The organism is Streptomyces sp. NPDC004051 (assembly GCF_053604275.1).
The window spans coordinates 1-15,624 of sequence record NZ_JBSGHG010000031.1; the positions used below are offsets into that span (position 1 = coordinate 1).

Sequence of the window (15,624 nt, forward strand, 5' to 3'; positions counted from 1 at the left end):
CATTTCGCCCACGTCTGCCCCGATCCTGCTCTGGGGGGCGTCTCCTCCACACAGCCCCCCCCACCGCACCCGTTTTTCGCCCCGCCACCCGCCCCCGGCCGGGGGGCCGCCGGACCCCCGGCCCGGCGCCCCCCGGCCGTTTCGCACGGCCACGCCCCGCCCGTGCGCGGGTGGGGCGTGGCCGCCGCGTCACGGCCGGAGCCGGGCGGTCAGGTGCGGTAGGCGTAGTACGACGCGTTCGGGTACGACGCGATGATGCTCGTCACCGACCTGCTGTAGGTGTTGGTGGAGTGGTACGTCAGATACGGCACGCCCTGGCTGCGGGACGTGACGATCATGGTGTGGTCCTTCGAACCGTTGTTGTCGAAGTCGATCTGCAGCACGTCGCCGACGTCCATCTGGTGGACGTTGGCGAGGCTGGTCGTCCGCTTCGAGTTCTGGGCGAACCAGGACCACTCGTTGACGCCGACGAACGAGTGCGACTGGATCTCGGCGTTGCCGAACCACCGGGTGTAGTCGTACACGTAGCCGGGGACGTGCTTCCAGCCGCCCTCCTTCAGGGCCTGGCTGACGAAGTTGGTGCAGTCGCCGCCCGCGCCCGCCCCGTTGAAGTTCGGGTAGTCCGGGTTGTAGTTGGACCAGTGGCGCTTGGCGTAGTCGGCCATCGCCTTGTAGTCCAGACCGCTGGCGGTGAAGTTCTTCGGGTTCGCCGGGCCGGGGAACGCGGTCGAGGCCTTGGGCGCCGCGGGCGTGGTGGTGGCCGACTTCACGGTCACGGGCTCGGTGGTCGGCGGCGCGGTCGTCTCGTTCACGGCGAGGTTCTCCTCCTCGGCCGGACGGATCCCGGTCAGCTGCCAGTCGCCCCGCCGGTCCGCGGTGAACGTCAGCTCGTGGCGGGTCTGGAACCCCGTGGTGTTCGGCGCACCGCCGCGGGCCTTCGCGTAGGTGAGGGTCGTGGTCTCGGTGGCCACGGCCTTCGCCTTGCGGCCCTTCACGTTGGTGGCGCCCAGCGTGACGGTCGTGCTGCCCTTGCTGTACTTCTCGCCCAGCTTCGCGAGTGCGTTCCGGCGCCGGTCCAGCTTCGACAGGGCCGTGTCCTCGCTGCGGGCCGTCCCGGAGGACAGCCGGACGTCTCCGGAGAAGCCGCCGGTCCGCGGCTTGTTCCGGTCGCCCTGGCCGCCGGCGACCAGGGCCTCGGTGCGGTCGGTGAAGACCGCGTCCGCGAGGCGCTGGAAGGTGGCCTTGGTCTTGGCGTCCACCGTCGGGTCGTCGGTGACCGCGGCGCCCGCGCTCCAGACGGGCAGCATCGCCGCTCCGGCGACGACGGAGACGGTGGCCGCCCCGAATATGGTGGCACGGCGCCGCGTGCGGCTTATTCTTCTCGACTTCATGGATGTTTCCCCTCTTGCCCCGGCTGGGGGATGCCGGGAAGCCGCATCCTCGCATGAGATGTGCGGCATCTGTGAAGAGGGGTGGGCCAGTTGACCCTGTGGTGACGGTTCCTCACTTCACCACGGTCGCCCAGTCCGGTGACTGGGCCGGGTCGAGGGTGCGCAGCCGCTCCAGCGTCGCGGGCTTCTGCACATCCATCCAGTCGGCCAGTTCCCTGAAGGACACGCACTGGACGTCCTTCTTGACGCACACGTTCCTGATGACCCGTTCCACGGCCCGCATGTAGATGCCGCCGTTCCACTGCTCGAAGTGGTTGCCGATGAACAGGGGCGCCCGGCTGCCGTGGTAGACCCGGTTGAAGCCCGCCATGTAGGTGCCGACGGTCTCCTCCTCCCACTGGGGGTACATGGCCGGATCACCGTCGGTCTTGCCGTCGGACTGGTTGTAGAGGAAGTTGAAGTCCATGGACAGGCCCTGGTACTTGCCGCCCTCGTAGGGGAGCATCTGCAGCGGGAAGTCCCAGACGCCCTCCTTCTTGGTCGGCCATATCTGGAAGTCGCCCGCGGAGCTGGAGTCGTAGCGGTAGCCGTAGTCCTTGATGGCCTTCAGCAGGTTCGCCTGGCCCTCCAGACAGGGGGCGCGCCCGCCGATGACCTCCTTGTCGACGTCGAAGGGCAGCGGGGACAGGTCCGTGTAGCCGGTGTTGGTCTTCCACTTCTTCACGAAGGAGTTGAACTGCTCGATCTCGCTCTTCCACTCCGCGACGCTCCAGTCGCCGCCGCCCTTCTCACCGCAGAAGTGCCCGTTGAAGTGGGTGCCGATCTCGTTGCCCGTCTTCCAGGCCCTGCCCAACTGCTCCAGGGTGGTGCGGATGTGCTCGTCGGTGGGGTAGCTGATCGCCGCGGCTCCCCTGTCGTGCTGGGGCGGGTCGTACAGCTCCTTCTTGGTCTTCGGCACCAGGTAGATCCCGGTGAGGAAGAACGTCATACGGGCGTCGTTCTCCTCGGCCACGTCCAGGAAGTGCGAGAAGAGGCCGTCCTCGCCCTGCAGTGCGCCGTCCCAGGAGAAGACGACGAACTGGGGAGGCTTCTGGCCCGGCTTGAGCGGCTCCGGCTTCAACCGGTCTTTCTGCGGGCCGGTGTAGGAGGTGGATCCGTCTCCCAGGACCTTGGTCTTCCCGTCCCATTCCGGCTCCTCCGCGGCGGCCCCCGCGGCCTTCTTGCCGTCCCCCGAGGAAGCCGTCGGCGCGGTGTCGTCCGTGCCGTTCAGCACCAGGTAGCCCGCCGTCAGCGACGCGACGGTGAGGAGCGCCGCCGACGCCAGGACCGCGGGGCGGAGGAGGACGGCGGTGCGACGCGGCGCCTTGGCCTTGCGGCGGCGCCCCGACGATGGCTTCATGTGCGGCTCGTTCTCCAGAGTCGGTGGGGGGACTGCGGTGCCCGGCCGGTGGTCATCCGGAAAGGCCCAGGGCACCGGACCAGATGCCATAGGGGACGCTGTCGTCGGCGGTGCCGGCGATACCCTCCAGCGGCAGTGGTTCGAGGCTCTCGGTGAGGTCGATGCGGTAGACGACGACGGCCGTGGAGACGGACTCGTGCGTGCCGACGTACCAGGCGGCGGTGTCCTTCTCCGTCGTTCCGGGCTTCCCGCCCACCTTCTCGGTGGCGGGCGCGCCGTCGGGGTGGGCGGTGCGGAAGGACTCCGTGAGCGCGGAGCTGACCTCCTCGGCCACCTCGGCGCGGACCGCCCGACGTGGCTCGGGCAGGTCCAGGGGGATCTTGGCGCCGTTGCGGGTGACGCGGCGCACCGAGTACGGCTCGGTGTGCTCGCCGGCCGCGGCGAACGTCGAGTAGCCGCCGGCCATGCGGATGGCGCTGGGCGTGGAACTGCCCATCGACAGCACGGGCACCCGGGCCCCGATGCTGGAGGGCAGCAGCCCGGAGGCCACGGCGGTGGCGCGCACCTTGTCCAGGCCCGTGTCCATGCCGAGCTGCATGAACGGCGTGTTCACCGAGAGGGCCATCGCCCGGCGCAGGGAGATCTGCCCGTAGGACTTGTCCCCGTCGTTGCTGGCGGCCACCTTGCGGCCGCTGCGGTCCCAGTACGGCCCCTCCGGCGTGCTCACCGGCACGTCGTCGTCGCCGTTGTAGAGGGATTCGCCGGTGACGGGGGTCCGCTCTCCGTCACGGGTGGTGCGGACGCCGTGCTGCAGTGCCGCCGCGTACACGAACGGGGTGAAGGCCGTACCGGCCGGGACAGTCGTGGCGTTGGACTCGTTGTAGCCCTGCTTGCGGTGGTCGGGGCCGCCGTAGACGGCGAGGATCCGGCCGTCGGCGGCCACCGAGGCCGCCCCGTAGTGCACGGTCTTCGCGGCCTTCGGATCGTCCTTCAGCGCCTTCTTGCGGGCCTTGGTGACGACGTCGGTGAGCCGGTGTTCCCGCTCCTTGTCGAAGGTCGTGTAGATCTGGTAGCCGCCGAGGTCGAACTGCTTCTCGGAGATCTTCCCGGACTTCTTGGCGTACTGGGAGGCGAGTTCGACCAGGTAGTCGCTCTGCTCACCGGTGGAGTACAGCGGGTTGCTCTTCAGCGGCTCGGGGAACTTCTTGTACGTGGCCCGCTCGGCCGGTGAGAGCTTGCCGATGTCGACCATCCGGTCGAGGGTCCAGGTCCAGCGCTCCACGGCACGGTCGCGGTTGGCGCTGCTCAGGGTCGGGTCGTACAGGCCGGCGCCCTTGAGCAGGGAGGCCAGGAACGCGGCCTCGCCGGCGTCGAGTTCGCTGACGTCCTTGCCGTAGTAGGCCTGGGCGGCGCGCTGGATGCCGTAGGTGCCGCGGCCGAACCAGCTGGTGTTGAGGTAGCTCTCGAGGATCTCCTCCTTGCTCATCCGGTTGTCGAGCTTGAGGGCGATCATCGCCTCGGTGAACTTGCGGCGGACCGTCTGGTCCTGGTTCAGATAGGCGTTCTTGACGTACTGCTGGGTGATGGTCGAGCCGCCCTGGGTGTCGCCCTGGCCGAACGTGCGGAGCACGGCGCGGGTGAGGCCCATCACGGAGATGCCGGGGTCGTTGAAGAAGTTCTCGTTCTCGGCGGCGAGGACCGCCCAGCGGACGTCCTCGGGGATGTCCCGCAGCGGCATCTCCTGGCGCTGCACCCAGCCGGTACGGGCCATGGGCGTCCCGTCGGCCCAGAAGTACACGTTGTCCTGCTGGGTGGCGTGCGAGTTGAGGTCGTCCGGGATGTCGGTGGCCGCGTAGGCCACGACGAGGAAGAGGAAGCTGAGACCGATGCCGGCGAACGTGCCGCCGAGCCACTGCCGCCCGGAGGGCAGCCAGCGGCGCCAGTCGGTGCGTCCGGGCCGGGGGTACTCCGGCTTCATCCGGCGGGCGTGGGGCGCGAGGCGGGCGGCCGACGCGGCGAGGAAGCTCAGCAGGGGCGCCAGGCGGGGGTTGGCGGCGAGGCGGGAGCGGAGGGAGGGGCGGGGGGCCTTGCGGGGGTTCCGGTTCCTGGAACGGGGAGATCGGCCGGCGTTCTCGCCGCCGCGTATTCGCCCCGAGGGGGCCGGCTCCGCGGCGGCGGAGGCGGACCCGTCGGCCGTCCCGGGCACCTCGGGCACCTCGGTGGCCTCGGGCTTCTCGTTCTTCGTGCCGGCTGTGCGCTGCACGGGCATGCGCAACTGCACGGTCTCTTCTGCCTTGAACGAGCCGAGCGCTTTCAACTGCATGGTGACGTCGGGTTCTTCCCCTCGCCCCTCCGGCGTCACGTGTCCCCCCTCGCACTCAGCACCAGTACCGCACGCAAGACGTACGAGCCTACGACTTGGTTGCGGTCGACACGACTGCGGACCGACTGCCGCCTCACGGTTCAAGGCACTGAAAAGTATCAGCGTCCTGCACAGTACCTCCACACGTGAAAGCGCGCATGGCAAGGCGTGGTTGGTGATGAAGAGCACTCCGGAGCGCGAGGGGTGACATCCGCTCAGGAGGGATCGGTGACGATCCGTCCGGTTCGTCGAACCGCTTCACCGGCGCCGCGGCCGGTGCGTCGTCCTAGAGCGAGCCGACGACCTTGCGCGGGGTGACCCGGACGACGACGCGGGGGGCGTCGGCGGCGGAGGCCGGGTTGAAGTCCGCGTAGGCCTTGCCCGTGTACTTGCGGGAGAGCTCCTCGATCAGCTCCGGGCCGCCGTCCGTGTCGAGCGTGGCCGTACCGCGCACCTCGGCGTAGGTGTACGGCGCGGTGGGCGGGTTGATCATCACGGTGATCCGCGGGTCGCGGCGCAGGTTCCGCTCCTTCCTCCGGCCCACGGTCGTGGAGATCAGCAGGTCGTCGCCGTCCCGCTTGATCCAGGTCACCGTCAGCTGCGGACTGCCGTCGGGCTGGAGGGTGGCCACCGTCGCGAAGACGGGGGTGTCGTCGATGAGCTTCTTGAGGTCGTCGGAGAGTTCGGCAGACACGGCGGGCCCTTCCACGTGGACGTCCCGTACCCGCGGCACGGGACTCGGCAACGGCTGGCACCGCATCACGTTAGCCCCACGGCACGGCGCCCCGGCCCGGGACACGGCGGCCGGGGCCGAGTGGGCGGCTCCCGGCGTCAGCCCCCGTGCACCGCCGCACCGGTCCTGCTCCGCCGGCCGGCGCGGCGCTCCGTGCCGTCGGGCCACAGGCGGGGCCTCCGTTTCGCCGCCAGGTCCTCGACCCAGCCGACCGCGAGGACCGCCAGGCCGATGAGCGGCCAGACCAGGGCGAACATCCACAGCGTGTACGTGCTGCCGATGGCCTCCACCCCGCGCTCGCTCTGCAGGAACGGGACGCGGTACAGCAGGTCGACGAGCGGGACCGTCGCCAGGATCAGCAGGTTGTGCCACAGGTAGATGGTGACCGCGCGGTTGTTGGAGAGGGTCACCAGCTTCTCCCACTGCGCCAGGCGCCCCGGGAGTTCCCGCCACGACGGGGAGTACTGGAGCAGGATCACCACGAAGCCGAACGACCAGGTGGCCTGGGCCAGCGGGATGTCGTTGAGGTCCCAGCCGTCGGGGCCCAGGTGGCCCGAGGCCCACCACAGGCCGAAGGCCATCACCAGGGACGCGCAGGAGACCGAGAGGTAGCGCGGGATCCGCTGCAGCACGCCCTCGTGGTGGGCGAAGCCCAGCACCCAGCAGCCGCCGTAGACCGCGAAGTCGGTGACCGCGTTGCCCGTTTCGCCGGGGATGGTCACCAGGCCCGTGCCGACGACCGCCGTCAGGCCCAGCGGGGCGAGCAGCGTCGGCCAGGGGGCCCGGCGGAACGCCCACAGCAGCAGCGGCGACGCGATGACGAACCACAGGTAGGCGCGCAGGTACCAGAGCGGGCCCGCGGCCTGCACGGCCCAGGTGGCGTCCAGCAGGCCGGAGGCGGAGCCGAGCTGCTCCGGGTAGGGCGGGGCGCCGATCGGGACGAGGTAGTTGGCCAGTCCGGCCAGGCCCCGGGCGCCGTCCTTCGCGGGGTTCCAGCCGTTCACGAACATCATCGTCAGCGCGACCGCGGCGAACGCCCACAAGGGCGGCAGGAGACGGCGGATCCGGCTGCGGATCACGCTCGCCGCCGGGCGCTTCAGGGAACGCGCCATCAGTGAGCCCGCGAGCGCGAACATCACGCCCATCGACGGGAACAGCACCGTCAGCCAGGCCCAGCCGAACAGGTGGTAGACCACGACGCGGACCAGGGCTATGGAGCGCAGCAGGTCGAGGTACCGGTCGCGGCCCGGTTTCGCGGCGTCGGCGGTCCGGGCGGCGGCCGGCTCCGGTACGGGTGCGGGCTCGGTGGTGTGCTGGGTCATGCCACGGGCCTCCGGTCGTCACTGCTCGGCGCGCGCGGGCCGGGTACGGATCCGCCGGGCGCCTCGACGACGCCGGTGCGCCGCAGCTTCTGCCAGCGCAGGCGGCCGCCGGTGAGCGCGGTGATCCAGGACTGGAGCAGCACCACGTACATGAGCTGGCGGTAGAGGACCTGCTGCAGCGGCAGCGAGATCAGATGGGTCATGCGTTCGCGGTCGAGGCGGAAGGCGAAGGCCGCGCAGACCGCCTGGACGGCGAGGACGCCCAGCCACGCCATGATCGTCTTCTGGGTCGGGCCGAAGACGATGCCGTAGAGCAGGAAGACGTCGATCAGGGGGGCCAGCAGCGGGGCCAGGACCATGAACAGGGAGACGAAGGGCAGGCCCACGCGGCCGAAGCGGCCCGAGGGTCCCTTCTCGATCACGGAGCGGCGGTGCTTCCAGATGGCCTGCATGGTGCCGTACGACCAGCGGTAGCGTTGGGACCACAGCTGCTGGACGGTCTCCGGGGCCTCGGTCCAGGCGCGGGCGTTCTCGGCGTAGACCACGCGCCAGCCGGCCCGGTGCAGCGCCATGGTGACGTCGGTGTCCTCGGCGAGCGTGTCGTCGCTCATGCCGCCGAGCGGTACCAGTGCCGAGCGGCGGAAGGCGCCGACGGCCCCCGGGATGGTCGGCATGCAGCCCAGGATGTCGTACATGCGGCGGTCCAGGTTGAAGCCCATCACGTACTCGATGTGCTGCCAGGCGCCGATGAGGCTGTCCTTGTTGCCGACCTTCGCGTTGCCCGCGACGGCCCCCACCTTCGGGTCGCCGAAGGGCTGGACGAGTTCGCGGACGGTGGACGGCTCGAAGACCGTGTCGCCGTCCATCATCACGACGATGTCGTGGCGGGCGTTGGCCAGGCCCCGGTTGAGCGCGGCCGGTTTGCCCGCGTTGAGCTGGCGGATCACCCGGACGTTGGGCAGGCCCATGGCCTCCACGATGCGGGCGGTGCCGTCGCTGGAGCCGTCGTCGATGACCAGGACCTCGATCGGGTGGTCGCTGTCCATCAGGGAGCGGACGGTGTTCTCGATGCACTTGGCCTCGTTGTAGGCCGGGACCAGCACCGTCACCGGCTCGGTGACCGGCGGGCCCCAGCTGAAGCCCCGGCGGCGGACCCGGCGGGCGTGGGCGCCGGCGAGGAGGAGCATCAGCACGAAGCGGGCGATGACCAGGGAGCCGATGACCGCCAGGCCCACCACCAGACCGCCGGTGAGCTTCTCCGAGGCCTGGACCAGGAAGACCCACGCCTTGCCCTTCCACAGTTCGGCACCGGTCACCGGGCTCATCGCGCTGGGCGCGTCCAGGGCATCGGTGAGGTTGTCGAACTCGTAGCCCTGCTCCTTCAGGTCGGGCAGGAGCCTGTCCAGCGCCGCGACGGTCTGGCTGCGGTCGCCGCCGGAGTCGTGCATCAGGACGATGGCGCCCTCGCCGTTCTCCGGCGTGGCGCGGCGGATGATCTCGTCGGCGCCGGGCCGCTGCCAGTCCTCGCTGTCGGTGTCGTTGACGACGGTGATGTAACCGCGGCTGCCGATGTACTCGGTGACCGGCCAGGTCTTGTTGTCCATGGCGGCGGAGAAGGAGGAGTACGGCGGGCGGAAGAGCGAGGTGCGGATGCCGGCCGCGCCGGTGATCGCCAGCTGGTTCTGCGACAGCTCCCAGTCGATGCGCCTCTTGGACTGGAGGGAGAGGTCGGGGTGGTTGAACGTGTGCAGGCCGATCTCGTGGCCCTCGTCGACCATGCGCTGGACGAGGCCCGGGTAGCGGGAGGCCATGGTGCCGGTGACGAAGAAGACCCCGTGCGCGTCGTGCTTCTTCAGCACGTCCAGCACCCTCGGCGTCCAGACCGGGTCCGGGCCGTCGTCGAAGGTGAGGACCAGCCGGTGGTCGGGCACGCTCAGGCTCTCGGTGCGGCCGCCGCGGGCGTCGATGACCGGGCCGCCCCCGAGGATCTCGTCGGGCACCTCGTCGGTGGGCGCGGGCGGCCGGACGCGGTGGTCGGCGAGGATCTCGCTGTGCGTGTATCCGCGCAGCATGAGCATCGCCGCCAGGGCGACGAGCACGAGCAGCGGAAGCATCAGGCGCAGGGGCAGGCGGCGGCGCCTGGGGCGGCTGCGACGCCGGGAACCGCCTCGGTCTCCGGTCGCGGGCCCGGGGCGGCGGGGGTGGGATGCCATCAGAGGACGTGCTCCGGGGACGGTGCGACGGGGGCGGTGGACGGGGTCGGCGGTGCGGCGGGGCTCTCGGCGGCCACGGTCGGCGGGTCGGCGGGCGCCCGGGCGAGGTTGTCGGCGCCGGCGGGTTCCTCGTCGCCGGGGTCCTCTCCGGCGGGGGGTGAGGCCGGAGCGGTACTGGCGCCGCCCGAGGGGGTCGGCGTGGCGGTGGGTTCCGGGCCGGCCGGAGGGTCGGCCGGGGCGGTCGAGGAGGCGCCGGCGCCCGGCTTCGGGGTGGTCCCGGTCGACGGCGTCGGCGACGGGGCGGCGGGCTCGACGGCTCCGTCACCGGCGGCGGTCCCGCCGCCCGCGGGGAGGCCGGCGTCGGACGGGGTGGCGGGGTCGGGTTCGTCGGCGGTCGGCCCGGTACCCGGGTCCGGGACGACATCGGCGTCGGGGGAGGCGTCCGGTTCGGCGGGCCGGGGCGAGGTCTCGGCCTTCTCGGCGGGCTGCCCCTGCTCCTGATCGGGGACGGGCACCCAGGGTGCGTCGGAGTTGCCGGACAGCAGCGTGGCGACGATGACGACGGCGTACGCCGCGCAGGCGAGGCCGAGGACCAGGCCGATACGGCGGTAGCGGCGGCCGCGGCGGCCCGACTCGTCGACGAAGACGGGACCGTCGGAGGGCTCGTGCACCGCTCCGTCGCCGGACCGGTCCGGCGTGCCGAGCAGCGCTCCGTTGCCTATCTGCACGGCGTCGAGCTGGATCGTCACCTCGTGCGGGTCATGGGTCCGCCCGGCGGTGTCGTCGGCGGCGGTGTCGGGTGCGTCGGCCGCGTTGTCGGCGGGTGCCGCGGGGGCGGGGGGCAGGACGGCCGTCGCCGGGTCGTCCTCCTGCCAGGGGTCGCGCAGCGCTCCCTGCGGTCCGCGCTGCACGGGCGTCCTGCGCGTGCCGTCCGCGGCGGGCGTGCCGTCCATCGGACGCGTCACGGCGCTCGTGTCGTACGGATAGGGCCAGTCGTCCCTGGTGGCGGCGTAGGGTCTGGGCTCCGGTTCGGCGGCGCGGTCGGCCGCGCTCCGGGAGAACCAGCTCCCGTGGTCGCCCTCGGACGCGGACGCGGTCTCGGACCGGTCCGGTTGGGCGCCTTCTCGCCACTTCTCCACGCACTTCCCCCACGAGACTGTTCCGGGGTGCGCTCACGGCTCGAGCACCCACCGTCGGATTCGAGCCTCCCACCCGCTCCGAGCGCCCCTTTTATCACACTGTGCTCGAGCGTCGAATGTAGCGTACGCGGAGGTTCTGTGTTCCTCCGGTACTGATTCGTGTCATTCGTGAGACATCAGGAAGAACTCATGACAACAAGATCACTGGCCGAAACCCATCCCTCCGCAGGAGGCCGCAACCAGCCCTCCTCGGCGGCGATATCGGCGGCAGCCCTGCGAAGTCCGTCCAGGGCGGGGTGAATCCTGCCTTTCCGCCATGCCAGCGACACGGGCGACAAGGGAACCGGGTCGACGAGCGGGCGCACCACCATCGAGGTCAGCGCGGGGAAGCCCACCACGGCGAGGACGGGACAGCGTGTTCTGGCCATGATCCGCTCGAACTCCTCGTCCCCGACGGCCAGGGGTTCCGGCGGCGCGAGGGCGATGTCCCGCCCCTCGAACAGCCGCAGGGCGAGGTCGGTCCACTCCGGTGTGCGCGGATTGCCCGCCCCGGCGTACACCGTCTCGCCGGCCATCGCGGCGAGCGGCACCTCCTCCAGTGCGGCCAGCCGGTGGTCCTCGGGCAGCACCACCGCCATCGGCTCGTACCGCACGGGCTGCTGGTCGAGCCCGGCCCGCAGCGCCTCGGGGAGTCCCGCGAACCGCCCGAACGACGCGTCCAGCCGTCCCGCGAGCACCTCGGCCGCGGCCCAGGTCAGACCGCTCTCGTAGCGGGCCATCAGCTCGTGGCCGGGGGTGAGTTCGCGGGCCCGGTGCAGGACCCGGCGCGGGGTCGGCAGGCCCGGGGAGTTGAGGTCCACCAGCAGCGGCCGGGGCTGTCCGGCGGCGGCGATCAGGTCGTCCTGCGCCTGGAGGACGCGGCGGGCGTACGGCAGCAGGTGTTCGCCGTCGGCGGTGAGCGTCACCTGGCGGGTGGTCCGTACGAACAACTCGCTGCCCAACTCCCTCTCCAGCCGCCGCACATCACGGCTGAGCGCCTGCTGGGCGACGTACAGGCGCAGGGCGGCGCGGGTGAAGTGCAGTTCCTCGGCGACGGTGACGAAGGCGCGCAGGAGGCGGGGGTCGAGGTGGGTGGGGGCGGACATCCGGTGAACTTACAACGCCGGTGCGTGAATCGGTGCCGATCAGGTGTTGGACCGGTGCCGCGGGGGCGGGCGACCGTGGGTGCATGCCTCAGCCGACCTTCCACGGCCGCCGTACGGCCTCCCGGGACACCCCGCTGTTCACCGTCACGGCCGACACCCTGGTCGCCGTCGACTTCGCGCCGCGCGGGCGGCCGAAGAAGCCGGAGGACCGGGAACGGGGCCCGTACCGCCGCCTGTTCGCCCTGCCCGGCGCCCGCGCGTTCACCGTCTGGAACCTCGTCGCCCGGCTGCCGATGGGCATGTTCAGCGTGAGCGCGGTCATGATGATCGCCGGGACGCGGGGGTCGTACGCCCTGGCCGGCGCCGTCGTCGCGGCCGGGCTGGCGGCGACCGCGGTGGTCGCCCCGTGGACGGCACGGCTGGTCGACCGGTACGGGCAGGCCCGCGTCGCCCTGCCCGCGACGGTGTTCGCCGTGCTCGGCTCCCTCGCGCTGCTGCTCTGCGTGCGCCACGGCGCCCCCGACTGGACCCTGTTCGCCGCCTACGCCGCCACCGCGACGACGCCCAACACCGGCGGGATGTCCCGGGCCCGCTGGGCCCACCTGCTGAAGGGCCGCGCCGACGCCGCCGAAGGGCTGCACACCGCGAACTCCTTCGAACAAGCCGCGGACGAACTGTGCTTCATGCTCGGCCCGGTGCTCGCGGCCTTCCTCTGCTCGGCGCTCTTCCCGGAGGCCGGCACGCTGGTGGGCGCGGCGCTGCTGCTGACGGGCGTGACCCTGTTCGCCGCCCAGCGCTCCACCGAGCCGCCGGCCGAGCGGCGCGCGCCGGGCCGGGCTCCCTTCCGGGCGCCCGGGATGCGTCCGCTGCTCGTCGTCTGCCTGGCGACCGGTGCGGTGTTCGGCTCGATGGAGGTCGTCACGATCGCGTTCGCGGACACGCAGGGGCACCACGCGGCGGCCGGCGCGGTGCTGGCCCTCCAGGCGGCCGGCTCCTGCGCGGCGGGCCTCGCCTACGGGGCGGTGCGCCCGGCGGGGTCCGCCTGGTCCCGGCTGCCCCTGTGCCTGGCCGCGATGACCGCGCTGATGGCGCTGCCGCTGCTCGCGGCGGTCCTCACCGGCTCGCTCCCGCTGCTGGCGGGGGCGCTCCTGGTGGCCGGAATGGCCACGGCGCCGACGATGGTCACGACGATGACACTGGTCCAGCGCTGCACCCCCGAGGGCCGGCTGAACGAGGGCATGACGCTCGCGGTGACCGGCCTGCTCGGCGGGATCGCCTGCGGCAGCGCGGCCGGCGGCTGGGTCGTGGAGCACGTCTCGGCGGCGGCCGGGTACGGGGTTCCGATGGCGGCGGCCGGGGCGGCCCTGCTGACGGCGCTGGCCCTGTTCGGACCGCTGGGCCCCCGCTCGCCGTTCGGGCCGTCGAACCGCCCCGTCGAATCCCGTCCGGCCCATTGACGGCCCCCGGGCTCACCCATACCTTCACCCGTCGAAGCGCTTCGACACCCTTTCCCCTGCCTTTCCCCTCCCGTTCCCCTCCCGCCCCTTCCCCCGCGAACCGTGTCAGTGGAGGACTCCCGATGGCGAAGATCACGGATGTGGCCCGGCGCGCCGGGGTCTCCCCCAGCACGGTCTCGTACGCGCTCAGCGGCAAGCGGCCGATCTCGGAGGAGACCCGGCGCCGCGTCCTGACCGCCGCCCGTGAGCTGGGCTACCGGACGCCCGTCCGGGGCACCGCCCTGGGCGGCTCCCGGGTCCTGGCGCTGGCGGTCCCGGTGCGCTCCGGCGTCCATGTGCCGGTGGTGACGCAGTTCGCGGTGTCGGTGGTCACCGCCGCCCGCGCCCACGACCACGATGTGCTGCTGCTCACCCAGGAGGAGGGCGAGGAGGGGATCGAGCAGGTCGCGGAGACGGGGGCGGCGGACGCGCTGGTGGTGATGGACGTACAACTCCAGGACCCCCGCCTGCCGTTGCTGCGCTCGCTGCCCCTGCCGTCCGTACTGATCGGCGTCCCGGCCGAGCCGGACGGGCTGACCTGTGTCGATCTGGACTTCGGTGCGGCGGGCGAGCTGTGCGTGGAGCACCTGGCGCGGCTCGGGCACCGGACGGTGGCGCTGGTCGGTTCGCCGCCGGAGGTGTACGTCCGGCGGACGGCGTTCGCGCGCCGGCTCGTGCAGGGCTTCACGGCCGCCGCCGACCGGCACCGGCTCGCCTCCGCCGTGTACCCGTGCGGGGCGGGCCGGGGGGCGGCCCGCGCGATCGCCGAGCGGCTGCTGCGCGAACAGCCCGCGCTGACCGGGGTGGTGGTGCACAACGAGCCGCTGCTCGACCCGCTGATCGACGCCTTCGAGCAGCTCGGCCTGCGGATCCCCGAGGACCTCTCCCTGGTCGCCGTCTGCCCGGCGCCCGTGGCCGCCTCGGCCCGGGTCCCGGCCACCTCGGTCGCCGTGCCGTCCACCGAACTGGGCACCCGCGCGGTGCACCTGCTGCTACGGAAGCTGTCCGGCGCCCCGGTGCCGGAGGCCACCCTGCTCCCGCCCCGCCTGACGGAACGCGCCAGCACCGCACCGCGCGCGGAGGCACGGGCGGAAGGGTGAGGTCAGTGCCGCGGCTCTTCCTTCTCCGCCGCACTCGTCGCCGCACGCGCCGCCGCCGACGCCTCCCATCGGGCCGCGTGCCGTACGAACCAGATCGCCACCGGCGAACCCAGCAGGGCGGGCAGGAACCACACGATCATCCACGGCCCGCCGAACACCACGCCCACCACGGCCGAGCCGTACACCAGTAAGGCCATGGCGTAGACCGCGGCCGACTCCGCCCTCACCCGCCGCACCGCGGCCCACCACCCCACCATCGAAACCGAGCGCTCCCCGTCTCCTGCACACGCCCGCCGCACCGCGCCTCGTGAGCGGCGGCAGGCGTGCATCGGTCGACACGGATCCGATCACGCGACGCGCGCCCCGGGGAGTGAAATCTTCACGAATACGCCCGGACAGAGGTATCGCCGGTCACAGCCAGCCGTGGCGTTCGGCGATGCGAAGGGCGTCGACGAGGGTGCGGGCATGGAGCTTGCCCACGGCGGACGAGAGCCGATTGCGCACCGTGCCGACGCTCAGGAAGAGTTCGGCGGCGATCTCACGGGCATGCGCACCCGAGGACGCCAACCGCAGCACCTCGGCTTCCCGCTCGGTCAGAGGGCTGACCTCGTGGACCCGGCCGCCCCGCATTCGCGAGTCGATCACTCGTCCGCCCACGGCGACCCGGCGGATCGCGTCCGCCGTCTCGGCGGGGGTCGCGTTCTTGAGGAGATAGCCGGAGGCTCCTGCGGCGAGCGCCCGGCCCAGATGCCCGGGCCGGTCCAGCGCCGTGAGAATCAAGGTGCGGCATTCAGGCAGCCGTTCGGCGAGCACGGCGGCTACGGCGATGCCGTCCATGCCGGGCAGATCGATGTCGAGGAGAGCCACATCGGGCCGCAGCCGAGTGGCTTCTGCAAGCGCCGCAGGCCCGTCGGCCGCCTCGCCGACGACGGCGATGCCCAACTCACCCGAGAGCAGCACCGTGAGCCCGGACCGCACGACGGCATGGTCTTCGACCACCAGCACTCTGATCACCGACCGACTATCCCTTTCCGTTCCTGCCCGAGCGCATGAGGTTCAAGAGGTACCCACCCCAGACCAGTGTCAGCCCAGCCAGAAGCCCCCCCAATGCCGTTCGGATCAGCGAACCAGCCTCAGAATCTGCCGATATCTGACCCACCACCTGCAGGGAAACAAACATGAAAACCACAAAGACCAGAGTGGCAAGTACCGCCTTGATGAATTTTTTCACAAAAACCTCTGCAATGCCCTCGAGCGGAAAATCACGACCAGTTAAAGCAACGTTTCGCCGCTGCCGACAAGATCTCCTTGTCGGCAGCGAGTC

The 15,624-nt window shown here is 71.7% G+C and carries 12 protein-coding genes; 2 read left to right on the forward strand and 10 right to left on the reverse strand.

Annotated features, from left to right (window positions below; translation table 11 throughout):
• Positions 1-209: 209 nt before the first annotated feature.
• The 8 genes from ACWEQO_RS26095 to ACWEQO_RS26130 all read right to left on the reverse strand — a co-directional run bounded on the left by ACWEQO_RS26095 (position 210) and on the right by ACWEQO_RS26130 (position 11,704).
• Positions 210-1,391, reverse strand: a complete 1,182-nt coding sequence (locus ACWEQO_RS26095; protein WP_361448854.1) for an amidase domain-containing protein — start codon at positions 1,389-1,391, stop codon at positions 210-212.
• A 112-nt stretch (positions 1,392-1,503) separates the two neighbouring features.
• On the reverse strand, positions 1,504-2,790 hold the full coding sequence (locus ACWEQO_RS26100) for a hypothetical protein (RefSeq protein ID WP_452985441.1): 1,287 nt from the start codon (positions 2,788-2,790) through the stop codon (positions 1,504-1,506).
• Positions 2,791-2,842: 52 nt separating this feature from the next.
• Positions 2,843-5,113 carry a transglycosylase domain-containing protein gene (locus ACWEQO_RS26105; RefSeq protein WP_452985442.1) on the reverse strand — a complete coding sequence of 757 codons (2,271 nt, stop codon included), beginning with the start codon at positions 5,111-5,113 and terminating at the stop codon, positions 2,843-2,845.
• 325 nt (positions 5,114-5,438) lie between these two features.
• Entirely contained in the window at positions 5,439-5,846 is a 408-nt protein-coding gene (locus tag ACWEQO_RS26110) for a PPOX class F420-dependent oxidoreductase (RefSeq protein ID WP_361448845.1), read from the reverse strand.
• Between the two features lie 137 nt (positions 5,847-5,983).
• Complete coding sequence (locus ACWEQO_RS26115) at positions 5,984-7,207, reverse strand: acyltransferase family protein (protein ID WP_452985443.1); 1,224 nt, start codon at positions 7,205-7,207, stop codon at positions 5,984-5,986.
• A complete protein-coding gene (locus ACWEQO_RS26120) occupies positions 7,204-9,420 on the reverse strand; it encodes a glycosyltransferase (RefSeq protein ID WP_452985444.1) in 2,217 nt (738 codons plus the stop codon). The genes ACWEQO_RS26115 and ACWEQO_RS26120 overlap by 4 nt, the downstream gene beginning before the upstream one ends.
• Positions 9,420-10,559, reverse strand: a complete 1,140-nt coding sequence (locus tag ACWEQO_RS26125; protein WP_452985445.1) for a hypothetical protein — start codon at positions 10,557-10,559, stop codon at positions 9,420-9,422. Before ACWEQO_RS26125 ends, ACWEQO_RS26120 begins: the two co-directional genes overlap by 1 nt.
• 176 nt (positions 10,560-10,735) lie before the next feature.
• Positions 10,736-11,704: a LysR family transcriptional regulator gene (locus ACWEQO_RS26130; protein WP_452985446.1), complete on the reverse strand. Its 969-nt coding sequence runs from the start codon at positions 11,702-11,704 to the stop codon at positions 10,736-10,738.
• 83 nt (positions 11,705-11,787) lie between these two features.
• Between ACWEQO_RS26130 and ACWEQO_RS26135 the strand changes: the two genes are divergently transcribed.
• Positions 11,788-13,161, forward strand: coding sequence for an MFS transporter (locus ACWEQO_RS26135; protein WP_452985447.1), 1,374 nt, complete (start codon positions 11,788-11,790; stop codon positions 13,159-13,161).
• A 122-nt stretch (positions 13,162-13,283) separates the two neighbouring features.
• A complete protein-coding gene (locus ACWEQO_RS26140; protein ID WP_452985448.1) occupies positions 13,284-14,300 on the forward strand; it encodes a LacI family DNA-binding transcriptional regulator in 1,017 nt (338 codons plus the stop codon).
• Between the two features lie 2 nt (positions 14,301-14,302).
• Here ACWEQO_RS26140 and ACWEQO_RS26145 read toward each other — a convergent pair whose 3' ends face one another.
• Both ACWEQO_RS26145 and ACWEQO_RS26150 read right to left on the reverse strand, forming a co-directional pair.
• Positions 14,303-14,557: a hypothetical protein gene (locus ACWEQO_RS26145; protein WP_452985449.1), complete on the reverse strand. Its 255-nt coding sequence runs from the start codon at positions 14,555-14,557 to the stop codon at positions 14,303-14,305.
• Positions 14,558-14,711: 154 nt separating this feature from the next.
• On the reverse strand, positions 14,712-15,314 hold the full coding sequence (locus ACWEQO_RS26150) for a response regulator (RefSeq protein WP_452985450.1): 603 nt from the start codon (positions 15,312-15,314) through the stop codon (positions 14,712-14,714).
• Positions 15,315-15,624 lie beyond the last annotated feature (310 nt).